This is a genomic window from Alteromonas lipotrueae, from assembly GCF_019249215.1.
Taxonomy (GTDB): Bacteria; Pseudomonadota; Gammaproteobacteria; order Enterobacterales; family Alteromonadaceae; genus Alteromonas; species Alteromonas lipotrueae.
This window is the reverse complement of record NZ_JAESDI010000017.1, coordinates 36352-57646: the sequence shown is the minus strand read 5'-3', so window position 1 is coordinate 57646 and position 21295 is coordinate 36352. Positions and strand designations below refer to the sequence as shown.

At 43.8% G+C, this 21295-nt stretch carries 16 protein-coding genes; 13 read left to right on the top strand and 3 right to left on the bottom strand.

The features are described 5' to 3' along the window. Window positions 1–135: 135 nt before the first annotated feature. Window positions 136–1503 (bottom strand): outer membrane channel protein TolC, encoded by a 1368-nt coding sequence (gene tolC / locus JKP82_RS17945; RefSeq protein WP_159528608.1) that lies wholly within the window; start codon window positions 1501–1503, stop codon window positions 136–138. 292 nt (window positions 1504–1795) lie between these two features. Here tolC and nudF point away from each other — a divergent pair, with 292 nt between their 5' ends. From nudF to JKP82_RS17900, 9 genes are all read left to right on the top strand, one after another. Continuing rightward, window positions 1796–2422, top strand: a complete 627-nt coding sequence (nudF, locus tag JKP82_RS17940; RefSeq protein WP_159528610.1) for an ADP-ribose diphosphatase — start codon at window positions 1796–1798, stop codon at window positions 2420–2422. 41 nt (window positions 2423–2463) lie between these two features. Then, window positions 2464–2859 carry a DUF1249 domain-containing protein gene (locus JKP82_RS17935; RefSeq protein ID WP_171008969.1) on the top strand — a complete coding sequence of 132 codons (396 nt, stop codon included), beginning with the start codon at window positions 2464–2466 and terminating at the stop codon, window positions 2857–2859. After that, window positions 2856–3611 carry a metallophosphoesterase family protein gene (locus tag JKP82_RS17930; RefSeq protein WP_159528612.1) on the top strand — a complete coding sequence of 252 codons (756 nt, stop codon included), beginning with the start codon at window positions 2856–2858 and terminating at the stop codon, window positions 3609–3611. Before JKP82_RS17935 ends, JKP82_RS17930 begins: the two co-directional genes overlap by 4 nt. Next, window positions 3608–4192 (top strand): YqiA/YcfP family alpha/beta fold hydrolase, encoded by a 585-nt coding sequence (locus JKP82_RS17925; RefSeq protein ID WP_159528614.1) that lies wholly within the window; start codon window positions 3608–3610, stop codon window positions 4190–4192. Before JKP82_RS17930 ends, JKP82_RS17925 begins: the two co-directional genes overlap by 4 nt. Before the next feature lie 214 nt (window positions 4193–4406). Continuing rightward, the gene (gene parE, locus JKP82_RS17920) at window positions 4407–6302 is read left to right on the top strand and encodes a DNA topoisomerase IV subunit B (RefSeq protein ID WP_159528616.1); all 1896 of its coding nucleotides are present in this window, start codon (window positions 4407–4409) and stop codon (window positions 6300–6302) included. 469 nt (window positions 6303–6771) lie between these two features. Then, complete coding sequence (locus JKP82_RS17915) at window positions 6772–11274, top strand: chemotaxis protein CheB (RefSeq protein WP_218398093.1); 4503 nt, start codon at window positions 6772–6774, stop codon at window positions 11272–11274. 7 nt (window positions 11275–11281) lie between these two features. Continuing rightward, on the top strand, window positions 11282–12784 hold the full coding sequence (locus JKP82_RS17910; protein ID WP_218398091.1) for a GAF domain-containing protein: 1503 nt from the start codon (window positions 11282–11284) through the stop codon (window positions 12782–12784). A gap of 142 nt (window positions 12785–12926) precedes the next feature. Next, on the top strand, window positions 12927–13604 hold the full coding sequence (locus tag JKP82_RS17905; RefSeq protein ID WP_159528622.1) for an HAD family hydrolase: 678 nt from the start codon (window positions 12927–12929) through the stop codon (window positions 13602–13604). A 103-nt stretch (window positions 13605–13707) separates the two neighbouring features. After that, window positions 13708–15057 carry a YfiM family lipoprotein gene (locus tag JKP82_RS17900; RefSeq protein ID WP_159528624.1) on the top strand — a complete coding sequence of 450 codons (1350 nt, stop codon included), beginning with the start codon at window positions 13708–13710 and terminating at the stop codon, window positions 15055–15057. A 92-nt stretch (window positions 15058–15149) separates the two neighbouring features. Here the strand turns inward: JKP82_RS17900 and JKP82_RS17895 are convergent, their stop codons facing one another. After that, complete coding sequence (locus JKP82_RS17895) at window positions 15150–15464, bottom strand: hypothetical protein (RefSeq protein WP_159528626.1); 315 nt, start codon at window positions 15462–15464, stop codon at window positions 15150–15152. Between the two features lie 159 nt (window positions 15465–15623). Here JKP82_RS17895 and JKP82_RS17890 point away from each other — a divergent pair, with 159 nt between their 5' ends. Beyond that, entirely contained in the window at window positions 15624–15815 is a 192-nt protein-coding gene (locus JKP82_RS17890) for a hypothetical protein (RefSeq protein WP_013785486.1), read from the top strand. A gap of 2 nt (window positions 15816–15817) precedes the next feature. Here JKP82_RS17890 and epmB read toward each other — a convergent pair whose 3' ends face one another. Continuing rightward, window positions 15818–16843 (bottom strand): EF-P beta-lysylation protein EpmB, encoded by a 1026-nt coding sequence (epmB, locus tag JKP82_RS17885; protein WP_218398089.1) that lies wholly within the window; start codon window positions 16841–16843, stop codon window positions 15818–15820. A gap of 36 nt (window positions 16844–16879) precedes the next feature. Here epmB and efp point away from each other — a divergent pair, with 36 nt between their 5' ends. The 3 genes from efp (at window position 16880) to JKP82_RS17870 (ending at window position 21278) form a co-directional block, all read left to right on the top strand. Then, a complete protein-coding gene (efp, locus tag JKP82_RS17880; protein ID WP_013785484.1) occupies window positions 16880–17449 on the top strand; it encodes an elongation factor P in 570 nt (189 codons plus the stop codon). A 191-nt stretch (window positions 17450–17640) separates the two neighbouring features. Then, window positions 17641–18609 (top strand): elongation factor P--(R)-beta-lysine ligase, encoded by a 969-nt coding sequence (epmA, locus tag JKP82_RS17875; RefSeq protein WP_218398087.1) that lies wholly within the window; start codon window positions 17641–17643, stop codon window positions 18607–18609. A gap of 239 nt (window positions 18610–18848) precedes the next feature. Then, complete coding sequence (locus JKP82_RS17870; protein ID WP_218398084.1) at window positions 18849–21278, top strand: TonB-dependent receptor; 2430 nt, start codon at window positions 18849–18851, stop codon at window positions 21276–21278. Window positions 21279–21295 lie beyond the last annotated feature (17 nt).

Below are 21295 nucleotides of genomic sequence, written 5' to 3'. Positions count from 1 at the left end.
AAATTGTATTACCGGCTTAAAGTGCCTGCCATTATGTTCTGACATTATATCATTTACAAAGAAGGCGGCTAATGCCGCCTTCTTTAATCACACTGGTTAAATCGCCAAGTTTTATTCAGTTTGTGTTGCCGATGACTATTCAGTGTCTTCCAAGGGCTTTAAGCCGCGGTTGATAATCGCCACATCTTCACCGGTTAAGGTACCAGCCGCTTGCTTTAAGGTAACAACCGATTGAATAAAGTCGTAGCGCGCGCCAGATAAGTTGTTGCGTGCATCAAACAAATTACGGGTGCTATCAAGTACATCTACAATAGTACGCGTTCCTACATCAAAACCCGCTTCAGTTGCTTTTAATGCACTGTTAGCTGAAACCACAGACTGTTCAAGGGCGCGAATGGTTGATATTGACGCTTTTACGTTATTAAACGAGCTGCGAATAGACTGTACGGTTTCACGATACGTTTGTTCAGCCGCTTGGCTGGCAGAGACGTAAAGGTATTTCGCTTGGTCAGTTTGCGAGCTTACACGGTGGCCAGAGTAAATAGGTACTGACACTGATAGGCCAATTGACTGGCTATCAAGGTAAGGCGTTTCGTACTGAATAACTTGCGAGTCTACGTCATTTTTCGAGCGACCAACGCTTGCCGATAAATCAAGGGTCGGTAAGTGGCCTGAACGGGCAGCCGCGATATCTTCTTTAGCAATATCCATCGCTAAACGGTCAACCAACAATGCTAAGTTTTTATCTTGCGCTGTTTCTAACCAGTTATCGACTTTCGCAGGCACTGGCATAGTGGCAGAGAACGTTTCTTTATCTAAGCCAAACAAGCGGTCGTGGTATTTGCCGGTGATCACTCGTAACGCTTCAAGGGCAAATTCTAGCTGGTTTTCAGCCTGAATCTCTTGGGCGACAGTACTATCATAATTAGCTTGTGCTTCGTGAACATCGGTAATAGCAGTTAGACCAACTTCAAAGCGCTGACGAGTTTGTTCTAACTGACGTTCAATGGCACGTTTTTCTGCATTAACAAATTCAACACTGTCTCGTGCACGCAATACATCAAAATAAGCAGTAACCGTACGTACAATTAGGTCTTGCATGCTAGCGGCTAATTGCGCATCGCTTTGTTCTGCCACTTTTTCGGCACGATCTAAGCCAACCCAGTTTGCGTGGTCGTACAACGACATAGACAACGAAATACCGTAATCGATATTGTCATTGTCTGTCTCAAAGGTGACTACTTGTAGGTCGTCTGCGTTAGTACCTAATGTCTGTGCACTCTCTGTGGTAGAGGTGGTGTATGACACGGAGCCAGAAATTTGAGGAAGAAGGTTTGCACGACTAATGCTGATCCCTTCAAATGCAGCATCACGCTGCGCTTTCGCTTGGTTTACCAAAGGGTCATTGGCCAGTGCTTGTTGATACACTTGCGTCAGATCATCGGCAAGGGCACCGGTTGTTACTGAGAAACCGATTGCCAGCGACAGAAGTTTTCGATTCATGCTTACGTCTTCCTGTTATGTCTAGATGAGTCTAAGTGACTGCTAATAATTATAAATAATATGTGAAGTGTATAAATTTTATTCGTAAACCGAAACAGTACAGTCGTAACAGTATTGCTTTAACTGTAACAGAATATGTGATCGACCTTGTTCATCGACAAGTATTCACATTTATCTCAGAAAATTCGGTGTTAACTTTTTATGCTTTCGTCCGCGGTTAGGGCGCGTATACAAAAGTTGTATGTCTATGTACTATGCATGATAAATCGTTTCAAACCAAAAGTGTCTGCAGATGAGCAAGAAAATCCTTTCATTTACCTCAAACGACGTTGAAATCACGAGTGTAAAACCGGTTTATCGTGGTTTTTTTACCATGCAAGAATATCTGTTTACGCACAAATGCTTCGACGGCACCCATAGCGGTACAGTGAAACGAGAGTTATTTGAACGCGGTCATGCTGTAGGCGTATTGCCCTACGATCCTGTATTGAAAGAATTTGTGCTTATTGAGCAATTTAGAATAGGGGCGTTGGCGACATCTTCAACCCCTTGGTTGATAGAAATAATTGCGGGCATGATTGACGAAGGGGAAACCGAAGTAGACGTATGTCATAGAGAGTCAATGGAAGAGGCCGGTATTGAGCTTGAAAATCTCACTAAAGCAATGAGTTATTTATCTAGCCCTGGGGGCACGACCGAACGTATTCACATCTTTATTGCAAAAACCAATGCAGAAAAAGCCCACGGCATTCACGGATTAGAAACCGAATCGGAAGATATTAAAGTTCATAGAGTGCCTGAAGCAACAGCCCTTGAATGGCTGGAAAACGGCCATATAGACAACGCTGCCGCAGTAATTGCGCTACAATGGTTCTTTATGAACAAATCCACGCTAATGGAGCAATGGAAGATATCGTGACACAACGTACCCACAGAAAATACGTCCCTCATCTACCCACAATGCAGGCATTGTGCGAGCTAAACTACGCGCACATTCTTCGTATTTTGCCAGATTGTGATACCGAGGAACTTAACTACGTATTTACCGTGGGCGACACGCTTACGTACGAAATTAAGATTATTGAGTCTGCACGTTACACCAGTACGTTAAGCCTTAAACAAACGTCCGACGATATGCCCAGTTATTTAACGCCATCAATGACGGTACGTTTGTACCACGATGCCCGAATGGCCGAAGTCATAAATAGCCAAAATACGGGGGCTCTACAACCCTCTTACGAATACCCTAACTTAAAAATGCGCCAGCGCAATGAAAAGCAAATGGTGAATATCTTCCTTGCTGAGTGGTTAGATTTTTGCCGCAAATTGCGTCCTAAGGTAACCTCGCTAGCGTGAGTACCCTGCTGCATATTAGCGACTGCCATTTATTTGGTGATACCACTCGCCAAGGCTACGGCGCAATTAACCCTTATTACAGCTTAAAACAAATATTGATTGAAGCTTTCGAGCACTGCGAAAATATTAGCGCGGTAATCGTAACCGGTGATATTAGCGGCGATGATTCCTTAGCAAGCTATCAGCATTTTACTACCTTGATGGAAAACCACGTCACAACACCGGTTTATGTGATTGCGGGCAATCATGATAATAACCCTCACTTTGATACATTATCTGCTTACCTCCTTGTTGCTGGCGTGCCTGTTGAATTAAATGGTTGGCAAATTCACGGCCTAGATACACGTTTTGAAGGTGCAAGGGGGCAAGTAGATATTCATGAGCTTAAGGCTATAGGCAAGCAGGTAGCTGAAAATTCTCATCGCCATCATTTACTTGCTATGCACCACCATGCTTCGCCATCAGAGAGTTGGATGGATAAACACGACGTGTCTAACGCCGGTGAGTTTTTAAACTGGGTAGAGGAGGGCATTTCATTAGCGGCGATTATTCATGGCCATGTTCATTCCCCCCTTCGTTATACGCTTGGTACAAATAATCCGGTACCAGTGATGGGCTGCCCTGCGAGTTGTTGGCAGTGGGAAATGACGCCTGAATTTGCGGTAAGTAATGAACAGCCCGGTTATCAACTCATTAGGTTACACGGCGATGGAACGTTAACCTGCGACATAAAGAGAATAAAAACAATATGAAACACGTGTTATATCTTCATGGCTTTTTAAGCTCACCAAAGTCTGTAAAAGCGCAGGCCACCAAAGCCTATTTCAAGCAGCATCATCCCGATGTTACCTTGCATATTCCCGCGCTTTCGAATTACCCAAGCCAAGTAGAAAGCCAGTTAATGGCACTGATAAAAAGTAACCCCGCGTTAATTAATGATGGGCTGCGTGTTATTGGCAGTTCTATGGGCGGTTATTTATCTACGTTTTTGATTGAAAAGTTCTCGGGCAAAGCAGTATTGATAAACCCTGCTGTAAAACCTTATGAATTACTGCAAGGTTTTATTGGTGAGCATACCAACCCGTACACAGGTGAAGTATTCCACATCGTTGAAAGCGATATTGATGTAATAGAAAAGCTAGATGCTAAAGAATTGCAGCATGGACCTGCGTACAAGGTGCTATTGCAAACTGAGGACGAAACCTTAGATTATCGTTTAGCAGAAACAAAATACGCATCGAGCACGCTAGTCGTTGAGGAAGGCGGCGATCACAGCTTTATTGGCTTTGAAAATCACTTGCCCGCTATTGCCGACTTTCTACTTAACGATTAGAAGCCGTTAACGAAATCTTGCTGCTCGTTGTTGCGTTACTACTTGTAGTATTAATTTTAGCAGTATTAGCTTCATATCGTACCAACCAAGCTTGCTGACTTTCGCCTTTTCATTGCGAGGGTAGGCTAGCCTTGGTAACATCAATTTATCTTGCGTTGCAGTTGTCTTCTGCGTACGTTAACCCTTGTTGCTGGCTTAAATAATAACCATAACTATGTCAAATCAATATAACTCTGATGCAATTGAAGTCTTAAACGGTCTCGATCCGGTTAAGCGCCGCCCAGGCATGTATACCGATACCACTCGACCCAACCATTTGGGCCAAGAGGTTATCGATAACAGTGTGGATGAAGCCTTAGCAGGTCATGCATCCAACATTAAGGTTATCTTGCATGAAGACCAATCTCTTGAAGTCATTGATGATGGCCGAGGTATGCCGGTGGATATCCACCCAGAAGAGAAAATCTCTGGTGTAGAACTTATTTTAAGTAAGCTACATGCTGGGGGGAAATTCTCCAACAAAAACTATGCGTTTTCTGGGGGGTTACACGGTGTGGGCATTTCAGTGGTTAACGCCCTCTCCACACGGGTAGAAGTCACTATTCGTCGTGACAGTAACGTGTATCAAATTGCCTTTGCCAATGGCGATAAAATTGAAGAACTCGCGGTAATAGATACGTGTGGCAAACGTAACACTGGTACCCGGGTACATTTTTGGCCCGATCCGCAATACTTCGATTCAGCAAAATTCTCAGCCAGCCGTCTTATTCATAATCTTCGTGCAAAGGCCGTACTAAGTCCAGGTTTACGTATTCGTTTTGACAATAAAATCGCCAAAGATTCACAAGAATGGTACTACGAAGATGGTTTGCAAGATTACTTGTATCAAGCGGTACAAGAATACGAAACACTTCCTACCGATGTACCTTTTGTAGGTAGCTTTAAAGGTAACACCGAAGGCGCTGATTGGGCGGTAATGTGGCTGCCTGAAGGCGGAGAGTTAACCACCGAAAGTTACGTTAACCTTATCCCTACTGCCCAAGGCGGTACCCATGTAAATGGTATGCGCCAAGGCTTGTTAGAGTCTATGCGCGAGTTTTGTGAATTTAGAAACTTAATGCCTCGTGGGGTGAAGCTGTCACCGGATGATATCTGGGACCGATGTGCTTATATTTTATCTACCAAAATGCAAGACCCACAATTTGCAGGGCAAACCAAAGAGCGCTTATCGTCACGCCAAGCGTCTGCCTTTGTATCTGGCGTGGTAAAAGACGCGTTTAGCTTGTGGTTAAACCAGCATACCGAAGTGGCAGAAGCCTTGGCAGATATGTGTATTAACAATGCACAACGCCGTTTACGCCAAAACAAAAAAGTGGCGCGTAAAAAGGTCACCCAAGGGCCAGCACTGCCAGGTAAATTAACCGATTGTTCCTCTCAAGACATTTCCTACTCTGAGCTTTTCCTAGTGGAAGGAGATTCAGCAGGTGGTTCTGCCAAGCAAGCTAGAGACCGAGAATTCCAAGCTATCATGCCCCTTCGCGGTAAAATCCTAAATAGCTGGGAAGTAGACTCTTCACAGGTATTAGCATCACAAGAAATTCACGATATATCAGTAGCGTTAGGTATCGATCCAGATTCTACCGATTTATCTGGCTTACGGTACGGTAAAATTTGTATATTAGCGGATGCCGACTCCGACGGACTGCATATTGCTACCTTGCTGTGTGCGTTGTTTGTGAAGCACTTTAGAACGCTAGTCGACCAAGGCCATGTTTATGTAGCCATGCCGCCTCTATTTCGTATCGATGTGGGCAAAGAAGTATATTACGCCCTCGATGAAGGTGAAAAACAAGGCATACTAGATCGTATAGAAGCCGAGAAGAAACGCGGTAAAGTAAACGTTCAACGCTTTAAAGGGCTAGGTGAAATGAACCCGTTGCAGCTTCGTGAAACTACGATGGATCCTAATACCCGTCGGTTGGTTCAACTCACTATAGAAGACTCGGCAGAAATGCTAGAGTTGATGGACATGCTGTTAGCTAAAAAGCGTTCTGGCGACAGAAAAGTCTGGCTTGAAAGTAAAGGAAACATGGCGGAAGTCGGGGTTTAACTCTTACTTGCCTGTTAGCCATATCGGTATCGATATGGCTTTACTCTGTCCAATACCCTTCGTTGTTCACGTATTAATTCCTCAAGCAATTCGCCTATCAATAAGTATGCATTTACCCATTACTTTCAAGCTTCTTTGCTGCTCCCCTTCACTAATATCTTCCTGTTTAGCGCCTCGATTTCAAAACTATATTTAACGTGATGAAATAGTTATCAAATAATATTGATAAATTATTTATCTAAGACCAGCGAGTTATCGTGATTTTTACGTTAGTTTTCAGCATCAACATTGGGGTTTTTGAACCTTTTAGGCGCATAACACGTTTTATTTAACGTAATAATATTAGACTTTAGTATATTTCTGGAGTGCTAGTTACTGGTATAGTAAGCGTATTAGATGCGGTGAAGATGCCGCAATTACTGAGTGTTCGCATTGGCATTCAGTTAACTCAAACGGAGCTAAATGTAGTATGGAATCTTTACCGTCATCGCGGGTGACTAAGCCTGAGATAGCTCCTTTTATTGTTGGCGTAGGCTCTTCAGCGGGTGGAATAGAAGCATTAATCAACTTGGTAAGCGAATTACCAAAAGCCATCAATGCGTCTTTTATTATTGCTCAGCATTTATCTCCTACCCATAAAAGCCAAATGACGGAAATATTGGCGCGAGAAACTGAATACCCTGTGGTTGAGGCTACGCCGCATTGCAAAATTAAAGCAAACACCATTTATGTGGGCCCACCGGGTTACCACCTTAAATACAAAGAGGGGTATTTACACCTCGATAAATCACCGGATGAACTATCTCCTAAGCCCTCCGTAAACCTCTTGTTTGAATCATTAGCTGATGAAATTGGCGATCACGCAATTGGCGTTATCTTATCGGGTACTGGCAGCGATGGTGCCAGAGGGCTGAAAGCTATTAAAAGCGTGGGTGGATTTGCCTTTGTACAAGACCCTGCCTCAGCAAAGTATGATGGCATGCCCAAAGCAGCTCTCGAAAATGTGGCTGTGGATTCAATTCTTGAGCCCCAAGAAATGGGGCAAGAAATAGCACATATTTCTCAGAACATAGCACGCAATTTCTTAGCTGTGCAGGAAGACACTCGAAGTGAATTAATGAGTGAGCTCTACGGAAAGATAAGAACGGCTACAAAAATAGACTTCAGTTTTTATAAACAGTCGACCTTATTGCGCAGAGTGAACCGCCGTTTAATTGCCACACAAACTGAAGATTTGCCGTCTTATCTGGCTTATTTAGATAATAACGCTGACGAAGTCATTGCGTTGTCGAAAGAGCTACTGATTTCAGTTACCGACTTTTTCAGGGATAACACGGCATTTAAAGCTATCAATACACATATTGAGAGTATTGTAGAGCGTAAAAACAGTGGCGACGCTATTCGGTTATGGGTAGCAGGATGTGCTACAGGGGAAGAGGCATATTCATTAGCCATCTTGTTTCTAGAAGCTATTGAGAAGCAGGGTATTGATGCCAACTTACAGGTTTTTGCGACTGATATCGACGAAAATGCGCTCTCAGTTGCTCGTAAAGGTGCTTATTCTGTTCAAGCCATAGCGAGCCTTTCATCGGATTTAACCGACAAATACTTTCGATATGCAGACAATGCATATTATCCGCAAAAGCGACTGCGTGATGTGATCACCTTTTCTCGTCAGGACATCACTCGCGATCCGCCGTTCTTACACCTTGATATGGTGTCGTTTAGAAATGTACTTATCTACTTTAACAGCGAATTGCAGCAGCGGGTTTTATCGCTGTTTCGCTACTCGCTAACCAAAGAAGGTATTCTATTTCTAGGTAAGTCTGAATCGATTGGCTCAACAGAAGATATGTTTGTTGCCCTTGATAGGCGCAGTAGAGTTTTTAAAGTAAGCGAGGCGTCTAAGCCTCCCGCACTCCCGAAAATGTTAAAAAGCCATGTAGATATCACCAAAACGAAAACGGCTATCACTAACAGCTACGAAAATATTTTCACTCGTTCCGTTCTAGATAGTTTTGGCCCAAGTTTACTAATAAGTGAAAGATTTGCCATTTTGCACTCGCATGGCAACTTACAACGCTTTATTACTTTTCCATCTGGGGTGCCCGATCTTAACTTATCGAAACTGATTGCTGCGCCTTTTGCCGCAGACTTAATCTCTTGCGTAAATAAGGCAAGTCGAACAGGTGAAATAGCGACAAGCCGAGCTAAGCGATTGGCTGACGATGACAGTCAACTGTGGAAGTTACGGGTACTGCCTCTGGAAAATCAAAGTCCTCAGCATTACTTGGTTAATTTTTACGAAGACGACACTATTATTGATGTCGAGCCTAAAGAGGCAGTGGCAAACAATGAGGCTGATGTGGCTGAGTTGATTGCGGCCCGTGAGCAACTACAAACGCTTACCGAAGAAATGGCTGCCTCTGCAGAAGAAATGCAGGCACTTAATGAAGAAGTGCAGGCTGCTAATGAAGAGCTACAAGCGAATAACGAAGAACTTGAAGCTACTAATGAAGAGCTTCAGGCTACCAACGAAGAACTCATTAGCGTCAATGAAGAAAGCATGCGTAAGTCTGCTGATTTAGGGGCGATAAACAGTGAATTGATGAGCGTTTACAACACGTTAGATTTTCCAATTTTGGTATTTGATACTGATACCTGTTTAAGCCGAACTAATGACGCCGCCAATCGCCGTTTTCACTTGAATAACGGTTCGTTTAAAAAGCCGATGTACTCGCTAAATTTCCCTGACTATTTTGAAGACATTGAAAAGCGTTTAAGTAAAACCCTGCGCAATGGGGTAAATACCAGCATGGTGATCAAGCCATCTAGCCAAGAAACTTACAATGTGTTCATTACGCCAATTCTAAACAACCGAGACCGCATCACTGGGGCTATTTTAGTTATTATTGATAATTCAGAGTTGGTTATTGCCCACGAGCGAATTGAAAAAAGCCAAGAGCAGCTTCTATCTATCATGAATAACTCATTGGCGTTAATTGCACTTAAAGATAATGCGGGCCGATATGAGTTTGTTAACTCGCGGTTTGAGGACGTCTTTGGCGTAACCGCAGAGGATGTGATTGGCAAAACCGACCTTCAAATCTTTGAGCGAGATACGGCTCGTCAGTTCCGTGAAAAAGACTTAGATACTATGCGTAACTTGTCTCCGGTAGAAACCCTTGATGAGTTCACCTTACGGGCCGGTAAAGTTATTATAAAAAGTGTGCGATTCCCTATTTTTGATGCCGAAGGCACGATTAAATCAATTTGCACACAAGCAACTGATATTTCAAAAGAGCTACATGCCAATGAACAATTACGTTTAGCCGGCAAGATATTTGAACGTACCAGTGAAGCGATTCTTGTCACCGATGCAAACCAGCGCATTCTTACCACTAACGAAACGTTTGCTGAGTTGACGGGCTTTTCTCAGCAAGAGTTAACTGGCAAAACGCCAAAAATGCTGGAATCAGGGGAGCACTCCGAAGATTTCTTTGTAGCAATGAAAGCCTCGTTGAATGAACGAGGGTTTTGGCAAGGTGAGGTCATTAACAAAGTTAAAAATGGTAGCCACGTAAAAATGTGGTTAACGGTTAATGCGGTGAAAGGTGCCAATGGCGATATTGTTAACTACGTGGCGGCCTATAGTAATATTGACGAAATAAAGAATATGCAGCGCCGTATTGAATATCTCGCTACCCATGACGAGCTTACAGGGCTACCCAATAGAACCGTGTTGCTTGAACGCCTGGAATTAATGATTAGTGGGGCGAAGCGAAGCAAACAATTATGCGGTGTACTCTTTGTTGATTTAGATAACTTTAAGCCGGTTAACGATAACTTGGGCCATAAGGTAGGCGATTTGCTACTCAAGCAAGTCACGAAGCGTCTGCAACAATGTATTCGCGACACAGATATGTTGGCACGAATAGGTGGCGATGAGTTTGTAGCCCTAATATCGGCATCTCATATTGACGAGGTTGATGATATTGCAAAGCGTATTATCAGTCAGGTTCAAAACGAGTTTGATGTATCTACCCATTCTATTTCAGTTTCTGCGAGCATTGGTATCGCCGTTTACCCTGCTGATGGGATCAGCTCAGAAGTACTCTTGCAGCACGCAGATGAAGCCATGTATTTAGCAAAATCTTCTGGTCGCAACCAATATCAGTACTTTACTGCTAAGATGAAAGAACAGGCATTGGCGCGGTTAGAAGTTGAGAAACAGCTTAAAGTGGCGCTAGAAGGTAAACAGTTTTCTATGGTGTACCAGCCACAGTACGAGTCTACTTCGAACGTCATAGTTGGCGCCGAGGCATTGTTGCGCTATAAAAATAGCGACGGTGAAGTACTCAATGCTGAGTCATTTATTAATATTGCCGAGCGTGGAAAACTGATTGAAACAATTGGCTTTCATGCGGTTGAGTTGGTAGCGCGAGAAATTGCTCAATATATTCAGCTTGGTAGTAAACTGCCCGCCATAGCGATTAATTTATCTGGAGCGCAGTTGGTTACATCTGATTTTATTAAAAACTTTGTGGCAGTACTTGAGCGTTATGAACTAACCGCAGGCCTATTTAAATTCGAAGTATCAGAAAAAGATATTGAAAGTGGTGAAGAGCGAATTTTCCATCGGTTGAAGACTTTGGCCGCCATGGGCAGTATGATCAGTATAGATGACTATGGTCTGTACAACAGTGCGATATCTCAGCTTCAGCGAAGCGGTGCGAGTGAAATTAAGCTTTCCAGCCGATTAATGGCCGACGCTAGCGACAACAAAGACACATACAAACTCATCCAAGCATTGGTTAATGCAGGAAAAGCCCTAGGCCTTAAAATCATCGCGGATAAAGTTGAAACTCAACAACAACTCGAATACTTACGAGATATCGGGTGCGATGTGGTACAGGGGCTGGTTCTTTCACCTATGCTTACTTGCTTAGAGCTTAATAAAAAAATTAGCTAACAAGATTATGAACACTGATACGATTACCCTAAATAAACACGATGCTGAGATGGACACCTTGGTTGAAAATTGCGAAAAAGAGGCTTTGCACTTAAGTGGCAAGGTACAGCAATTTGGTGGTGCGTTTTTTATCGATAGTGAATCCCTACAGGTAACTGCGGCTAGCAGTAATTTGGCCCGTTTCATTCAACTTTCGCCCTCTGAACTGGTGGGCTGCCCGGTAAAATCACTCGACTGGTTGCCGTTAAGTTTACTGTATAACTTAGGGTCAAAGCCTGGCGACAGAGCTTATGCCTTTAACGAGCCCGTCAACGATGATGTGATGAATTTTAGAAGCCATCGTAGCGACGAAGGTATTTTAATTGAGATAGAATCTAGTATTACCAACGTCTCTCAGCGTCAGTACTTACAATTAAGATCCTCAATACTTCCGACTATCGAACAGCATTGGGAAGATAAAGATTTTTGGGAGCAACTTATCTCAACCCTTGATGAGTTTTTGCCCTGTGAGCGTATACTGCTTTATCGCTTTAATGAGCTTTGGAGCGGCGAAGTCGTGGCCGAAAAGGTGATTGAAGGGGCAGCGAAGTATCTCGGACTAAAATTTCCAGCATCGGACATACCTGCTATTGCCCGTCAAATGTATTATGAGAATCCGTCACGATATATTGCTAGCAGTGTTACACCGCCAGCTCACTTTCTGAATCAAGCAGAACAACCGCTAAACTTAACTTACTCAGACTTACGAAGTGTGTCGCCAATTCATGGCGAATACATGCAAAATATGGGGGTGGCTACGTCATTTTCTATTCCTATCATTCAAACCGGTAAGCTGTGGGGCATAGTGTCCTGTCACAATAGCACCGAATCGCACATTGATGCGCAATTGCGCCATCAAGCTGAAATGCTGGTTAAGTATTTTTCTATGGTGTACTCCACGCACAAATCGAAAAAGCGCCTGCAATTACTGACATCTTTGGACGAGAAGGTTGGCGCCATTACGCATAAGCTTCGCTTGAAAGATGCCCAAGCAACCCAAGCTTTCCTAGAAGACGTAAAGCGAGATTTCACCGCATGCGGGGCGGCCATTTTTATTAATGGGGAGTGGTTTTTCAGTAACGATGATGGTTATGATAAAAGACAACTAAAGCGTATCGATAAAGTCTTTCAGTCAGACACCTCTGATGTGATTCTGCATACACAAGATATTCGCCAGTACACAGGGCTAGAGACATTAGACCCAGAAAATGTAAGAGGCGTGATGCTAATTCGTATGAACTACGAATTAGCCAAAGCACGATTGTATATTTTTAGACAGCCCGAAGCGCAAATAACACACTGGGCTGGTAAACCGGAAAAAGGCGTTAACGAACAAGGCATGCTATCGCCACGTGCGTCTTTTGAGCGGTGGAGTGAAGTTGATGGTGAGCAAAGCTTACCGTGGACTAAACGAGATATTTTGTTTTCCAAAAAACTGCGGGCATCGTTAATCCGAACGCTAACACGTTAGGTATTTAGTCTGACAATCTATCTAGAACCTCCTGATTGGAGGTTCTTTTTTTCAAGTACAGTTACCACTACATTTTTCAACAATCTTTCACGCAAGAAGTCGAAAAGTCGTTTTAATATTTGTTCATATTCGAGGTGAACCGATGGCAAATTCTTCCGTTTCCAATAACACTACCACGCTATTGTTTGATCACGATGGTACCTTGATTAATTCAGAACACGTCCACTTTGCACTGTGGCAAGAAATAGTGGCCAGTTATGGTGCAGAGCTAACAGATGAATTTTACTGCAAAGCAATGGCGGGTATACCGGTTAAGCAAAATGCCAAAGATGTCGTTGAGCATTTCTCATTAGACGAAACCCCTGAGCAATTGGCCAAAAAGAAACACGAAAAAATTGAAGCGTATCTTTCTCAGCAAGCTTTCCCACTTATGCCACACGCTGCTGAAACCATCAAGGCGTGCGCAAATGCAGGGTACACCATAGGGATAGTAACGGGGGGAAGTACATTATCAGTTGAAAAAACATTGACTGATTATGGCCTAGCTAACTACATTTCATGTGTGGTGGCGGTAGAAGATGTTACTCACAGTAAACCTGCACCCGATTGCTACCAGTTAGCAATGGAGAAGTTAGGTGTATCCCCAGCCCAGTGTATTGCCATTGAAGATACTCACACTGGCATGCAGTCGGCGTTGTCGGCTGAATTAGCGTGTGTAGTTATTCCTACTACGCAATCGGCTACCCACGATTTTACCAACGCCACTTCCCGTTACGAAAGCTTACAATTATGGGTGGAACAAGAGATCACAGGTCGCTAGTCATAAACACTAGATTTAGCTACTATTTCTATTCTTCACAACGTAGCGTGCTGGTAATGTCACGGTTGTATGTATTCATGGTGTTTGGGGAAGTGATTAAATCATGAGAAGTGTGGGTCGTTGGGTTCTTGGTGTTATCGTTACTGTATTCGTGGTTACTTTTATCATATTGATAGGGGTGAGCGTTGCTGTGGTTCAGCGCTCGCCGTTAGTGGTGGCTAGTGCACCAAACCAATTAGATGGCGCAGATAGCGTGAACGACTTACTGTCTCAGTTACAAAATGCGTTCACTGAGCGCAGTTCTAACCACGTTATTCATTTGACAGAAACCCAAATTGAAAGCTTAGTAGGCGTATTGCAGCGAGCCGTGCCTAATTTTAGTGGCGTAGTGAACGTTACCGAAGTGGGCAGTACTATTACCTTTACCTTTTCACCCAGTAGTGTTGATTTATATTTCAATGTATCAGCATTGATTTTACCCGGCGACAGCCTGCAAATTGATTATATTAGTGTGGGCGATTTGTCTTTGTCTGGGCCTCTCATGCTAGCATTTGCTGAAAAGGGTATAAATTATTGGACAAAGTCTGAAATTGCCACTATTGCCCTGACGCGGGTTGAAAAAGTGACGATGCGCCGCGGTGAGGTGTCTTTACATACTGCGCCACTGGCCTCTTTGTTAGAAGAGCTTACCGTGGTTTCTAACAATATGGGCGTAGAAGAAGAAACAGAGCTTCAAACCCTTGCGGCTTATTATTTGCGTTACATCTCAGGGCGAGATTTAGCGCTATCAAAGCAGCCAGTGCCTCTTATTGAGTACTTACGGGAAGGCATGGCCCGTGCAAGAGAGCAGAGTAATTCTGCACAACAGGCTGCTCTACATAACAAAGCGGTGATTTTGGCTCTTGCAGCGTATGTGGGGCATTATCGTATTGGTAGCTTAGTGGGCGACTTACAGCCCGATCCGACAAAAGCATTAAAGCCTCGTGCCCCTGCTATTTTACTAGAGCGTAACGACTTAGCCCGTCATTTCATTATTTCCGCCGCCCTAGAGTTACTTGCCGAGCAAGACATGTCGTGGGCAATTGGTGAATTTAAAGAGTTAATGGACAGAGGCACAGGTGGTTCAGGCTACAGTTTTGTGGATTTAGGTGCCGACATGTCGGGCTCACAATTTGCCCGAGTGGCGACCATGCCTGAGCATGCCGAAAGTACGCAAAATGCTGTGGCACGAATCCAATCTGATTCCGATATTGTTCCAGCGATAAAAGCCTTTCCTGAAGGATTAAGTAAGCAAGCGTTTACCGAGAAGTATGGACGTGTAGACAGTGAAGCTTATTTAAATGAAGTGGCTGAGATTAAGCGCCTTATCAAACAAGTGCCTATGTATCAGAAGGCGCATGCTGAAGGGAATTTAATAAATCAAATTGAAGCGGGTGAGGTCGGGGAACACTAATAGCTTGCGCTAGCCCCCAAACCTAAAAACAACCATGCTAGTTTAGATGTGAGCCAAGACAGCATCGGTATTTTCAGCATTGAAATGCTCGTCTATTTACTTGCTAGCGACTGCTGAAATTGAGATACGGTAGTGAGTGCCAATTCAATCTTTTTAATCAGTGCGGGCAGAGCTGCTTTTGCTTCTTCCTCTGTCATGTCTTTCAAAGCTTGCCAATCTAACGCAATCTCTTCTACATAAGGGCCAAAGCGTTTTGCTTGTGTGGTGAACGGACTATCTTCAGCAAATATGGCGGCAAACTTGCCTTGACTGTCTTTTTGCAAACGATCCAATGCCTGATCCGCATCTACCGCCTTTCGGTAAAGGGTCTGGATAGTATCCTGAAGTTGCTGGTGAATAGCTTGCATATATATCCTCAAAAAGCGCCTCAAAAAGACGTCTCACAAATTTTGCCTAAAAAGCAGTGTAAAATTAGATTAAAGTTTCAGCATACTGAGCCGATAACCTCGAAGGTGGGCAATTTTGCCTATTTTTTTACTTTGCTTCAAGCAACAAAGGAAAACGGTATGGATCTACAAGGTGCTAGTGCCTCTGGAACGTCCGGTGCGTCACTTGAACTCGCTTCGCTTAAGTTGGCCAAAGGGCAACAAGAGCAAGAAGGAAAAGCGGCGCTTCAGCTATTAGAAAATTCAGCTGACGTACCAAAATCAACATCTTCTAACCCAGCGGTAGGCGCAAATATAGATACTTTCGCTTAAGGTCAGGGATGTAAATGTAAGTCGATAGGCGTTTTGCCAGGCTGAGCGCCTATCTCTCTAACGAGTTTAGGCACAAGGAAGCCTGGTAGGCGCTTTATCGCTTCTTGCATAATCTGTCTTGCCATGTCGTCACTTACATAGAAATGACTTGCCCCTTGTACTTTATCAAGTACATGCAAATAGTAGGGCAGAACCCCCGCATCAAATAAACGCTCACTTAATTCACACAGTGCATCTGCTGAGTCATTCACATCTTTTAGTAACACCGATTGGTTTAACAGGGTAACACCGTGAGTGCGCAATTTCTCTAAGCGGCTCTTAAGTGCTGGTGATACTTCATTCGCATGGTTAACATGCAACACGAGTATTTTTTGAATAGGCAGCTGAGTAAACCAGTCAAAAAAAGCATTATCGAGGCGTTCGGGTAGTACAACCGGTAAACGGGTGTGAATACGAAGTCGTTTAATATGAGGTATTGCGGCGATTTCTTTTGCTAATGCGGCTAGGTGATCATCTTTTGCCATTAGCGGATCGCCGCCCGAAAAAATCACTTCGTTAATCGCTGGGTTGCCCGCAATGTATTCTAATGCCTCTTGCCACTGGGTATTATTTACCGCGTTATCGGCATAAGGAAAGTGTCTGCGAAAGCAATAACGGCAATTAACCGCACACCCAGTACGTACCATTAATAATACGCGAGAGTCGTACTTATGTAGCAAACCTTTACCAGCAGTGTCGTGTTCTTCTAATGGGTCTTTCGTGTAACCCGGTTCAATACTAAACTCTTGTTTAAGCGGCATCACTTGCAGAAAAAGCGGGTCGTTCGGGTTTGCTTTTTCCATTAACGAGGCAAAGTGCCGAGGAACACGCATAGGAAAAAGGCGTCGTGCTTTACTGTCTTGTTCGTAATCTTTGCTAGGTAAATCTAAAAAAGACAACAGCTTTTCAGGGCTGGTAAAGCTATTAGCTAATTCTTTTTGCCAGTTATGCTCTACAGAAATCGCTTTTTTAGGTATTATTTGTTCCACGAAATTTTTTGTACCTTATGTTTAGACAGAGGAATTATGGCTAATTACAGCACTAACGAGTTCAAAGCCGGCCTGAAAATCATGCTGGACGGTGAACCTTGTAACATTTTAGAAAACGAATACGTGAAGCCGGGCAAGGGTCAGGCATTTAACCGCGTTAAAATTCGTAAACTTATTTCAGGTAAGGTTTTAGAAAAAACCTTCCGCTCTGGTGAGTCAGTAGAAGGCGCAGATGTTTTAGACACTGAGCTTGCTTACTTGTACACCGACGGCGAATTCTACCACTTTATGAACAACGAAACATTCGAACAAATCGCGGCTGACGAAAAAGCAGTAGGCGATAGTGTTAAGTGGTTGGTAGAAAACGATGTGTGCGTTATCACCTTGTGGAACGGTACGCCAATTACAGTAACGCCACCCAACTTCGTTGAACTTGAAATTACTGAAACTGACCCAGGCCTTAAAGGCGATACAGCGGGTACAGGTGGTAAGCCAGCTACACTAACAACGGGCGCAGTAGTACGTGTTCCTTTGTTTGTGCAAACAGGTGAAGTGATTAAAGTAGATACTCGCTCTGGTGAGTATGCGTCTCGCGCGCAAAAGTAAGTAACAAAAGTAAGTTAGAAATAAGAAACAACTGCAGTTAGCCGATGCCGTATTTGGCATCGGTAACTCGCTTACTGTTACGCATTTTTTCCTATGCGTTATTCGCCAAATAAAGCTTGCTAATCGATAGCCCCAAAGCTGTTTATCATATTTGTCATCATCCTTATTAATAAGCAAAGACACCTCTGTTCATGAACGACTGGCACCCTACCTCATCACATGATTCTCGAATTGCGCGAGCCAATTTACTGCGTAGCATAAGACACTTTTTCTATACCCGAGATGTGCTAGAAGTAGAAACGCCATTATTGTCCAGCGGCACGGTAACCGATGAACATCTCGATGCATTCCTTACAAAGTTCAATCATTCGCAGGATGGCGCACCGGTAGACCTTTACCTGCAGACTTCACCTGAATTTGCTATGAAGCGCCTATTGTGTGACCAAAGTGGTGCTATTTATCAAATCTGCAAAGCATTTCGACACGAAGGGGAAGGGCGCTGGCATAACCCTGAATTCACTATGCTGGAATGGTATCGACCGGGCTTCGACCATCATGCCCTAATGCAGGAAGTTGATGCGTTATTAATACAAACGCTAGGCACAGATACCGGCGAGATGATCAGTTATCAAGATGTGTTTAAATTTCAGTTGGGTATTGACCCGCTAACCGCTACAGATGAGATGCTTCTGGCTAAAATGGCTGACTGCACTATCGATATTTCAAGCCCTGAACAGCTTGATAAAGACAGTAAACTACAACTGCTGTTTTCAACGGCGATTGAACCGGTTATTGGCCAAGAACGGCCATGTTTTGTGTTTGGGTTTCCTGCTTCACAAGCATCTCTTGCCCGTATCAATAAACAAGACTCACGTACTGCCGACAGATTCGAAGTGTATTTTAAAGGGGCAGAGTTGGCGAATGGCTTTCATGAATTAAACGAGGCTTCGGAACAAAAGCAACGCTTCGAGCACGACAATCAAAAGCGTCGCAGCAATGGCCAGCCTACAAAGCCCATTGATACACGATTTCTGTCTGCGCTGAAAAGCGGCTTGCCACACTGCGCAGGGGTAGCGTTAGGTATAGATCGGTTGTTAATGCTTAAATTAGGCGCGTCGCATATTAAAGAGGTGCTTAACTTTCCAGTGAGTAGGGCGTAAATTTTTATTTTCAGTCTCAGATATTATTGATTCAAGATCTTATCAGTACCCGCTTAACCCAGAGCGCTGCGTACACTAATCAATTACTTATTTACATAATAAACGTTGTCGTTGAATGAAGTTAAATCATAGACAAGTTGCCATTGACAATAAACGCCCTAACCCACAAAATGTTATAACATCACAAAAGTGACCATGCAAATGGTCAAAATGAATAAAAATTTGTTAGGGAAACCGTTATGAAAATGCGTTCACTGCTAAGTCTTACGATAGCAGGTCTACTTTCGTCTCCATCCTTTGCGACTGTTATTAGCGGTAAAGTTACCGATGTATCAGGTCAGCCCGTTGAAGGTGCCGAGGTTAGCATTGAAGGTACTCGCCGAGTCGTTACCACCGATGAAAATGGTGTTTACCGTTTTAGCGATGTTAAGCAAACTCATGTACATCTTCACGTATTTTCAAGCCAATATATTCATGGTGACAACGACCTTGGTGAAATCGTGGGTGACAAAACCGTTGATTTTTCACTTATCCCTTCGTCAGTTGAAAATATTGTTGTGACGGCTACTGCATTACAATCTTCAGTGCTTGAGTCTGTTACGCCCGTTACCGTGATTGGAGCAGAGCGCCTTAGACGTATTGAAGCGCCTACATTAGGCGAAACCTTAAAGAATACGCCTGGGGTACAAAGCACGTACTTTGGCCCAGTTTCAAGTAGCCCAATTATTCGTGGTAACGATGGCCCACGGGTTAAAATTGTTCAAAACGGGTTAGATGTTTCTGATGTATCTCGTGTTGGCCCTGACCATAACGTCACGAGCAACCTGGCAAGTGCCACACAAGTAGAAGTGCTTCGTGGTCCTGCAACATTACAATATGGAAGCGGCGCCATTGGCGGTGTGGTTAATATTGTTGATAAGCGTATTGTGCAACATCAAATGGACGGTGTTGAAGGCGAGGCTGAAGTTAGCTACAGCACAGTAGATAACGGTAAATACGCTCGCGGTGATGTCACTGGTGGCAGCGGTAACTTTGCATGGCATATCGATGGTTACTCTCGTAACACAGATGACACTGATATTCCTGGTTATGCCTCAGTAGAGCCTGATGAAGACGAAGCATACGGTGTATTAGAAAGCACTGCGATGGAAACCAGCGATATAACGGCTGGCTTGTCTTATATTGGTGAGGAAGGTTACTTTGGCTTTGCGGTAGAGCAACTTGATAACCGTTATGGCGTGCCTGGTCACAGTCACGAACATGAAGAAGAGCACGATGATGAAGATCATGACGACGAAGCTCACGATGAAGAAGATCATGATGAAGAGTTGCACGAAGAAGAAGGCGTATTGATTGACGTAGACATGACACGTTATCAAGCGGCAGGCGAATGGCATTCACCTATCAGAGGGTTAACCAATGCGAAGTTTGCCGCGGCTTATACCGATTACGAACATGTTGAAATTGAAGATGGCGAGCAAGGGACTATCTTCACTAACAAATCTAGCGATATTCGCGCTTCAGTGTCGCACGAAGAAGTGGATGGCTGGCATGGTGTGCTAGGTGTTCAATTCCAACACAGTGATTATGAAGCAGAGGGTGAAGAAGCCTTTACCCCTGCAAATACCTCTTCTAACTATGCTGTCTACCTTGTAGAGCAAAAAGTCGTGGGTGATGTGACCTTCGAATTAGGTGGTCGTGTTGAATACACCGAATACGATGCCGATGACAGTGAATTATCTCTTGAAGTGACCCATGCTGATGAAGAAGAGGATCACGAAGAACATGAAGAGCAAGTCACGTCTTATAGCTTCAATAAGTATGACTTCACCAGTACGTCTTTATCTGCTGGTTTAAACTGGGAATATGCAGAAGGTCGCTCAATTGCCACTACACTTTCACGTAGTGAGCGTGCGCCTAGCCAACAAGAGCTGTTTTCTGCAGGTCAGCATTTGGCCACACAAAGCTACGAGCTAGGTTTGGTTTTTGACTTAGATGAAGACGGTCATATTGAAGAAGGCTTAAAAGACGTAGAAAAAGAAGTTAGCACTAATATCGATGTTACTTTCCGTAAATTCACCGGCGATTGGGGTTATACGGTTTCATTGTTTTATAACCAAGCGGATGATTATATTTATCAAACGAATACTGGGTTATTGGCAATAACTGAAGAGCACGAAGATCACGAGGAAGAAGATGAGGAAGGCCATGAAGAAGAAGGCACACCTATCTACTACTTCCAGCAAGCTGATGCGGATATCTGGGGCTTAGAAGCCGAAGCCTACTACGATATAAACGCGCAAGTACGCGTGACGGTATTTAGCGATTACATTAACGCAGAAATTGATGATGATAACCTGCCTCGAACGCCACCTATGCGATTTGGTGGTAACATCAGTTATGTGAGCAATGGGCTAAGTGCTGATGTTGGCGTAACTTGGTATGATGACCAAGACGACGTTGCGTCTTACGAGACACAAACCGATGGTTATACCTTGTTAGATGCTAGTGTTCAGTACGAATTTGGCGGCCAAGGCGTTGAGTGGATTGTTTATGCAAAAGGAAACAATTTAACAGACGAAGAGGCTCGCGTTCATACATCATTTTTGAAAGATCAGGCGCCACTACCTGGCCGTAATCTTACGCTAGGAGTACGTGCGCTGTTCTAATATTGCAGCGAAAACGG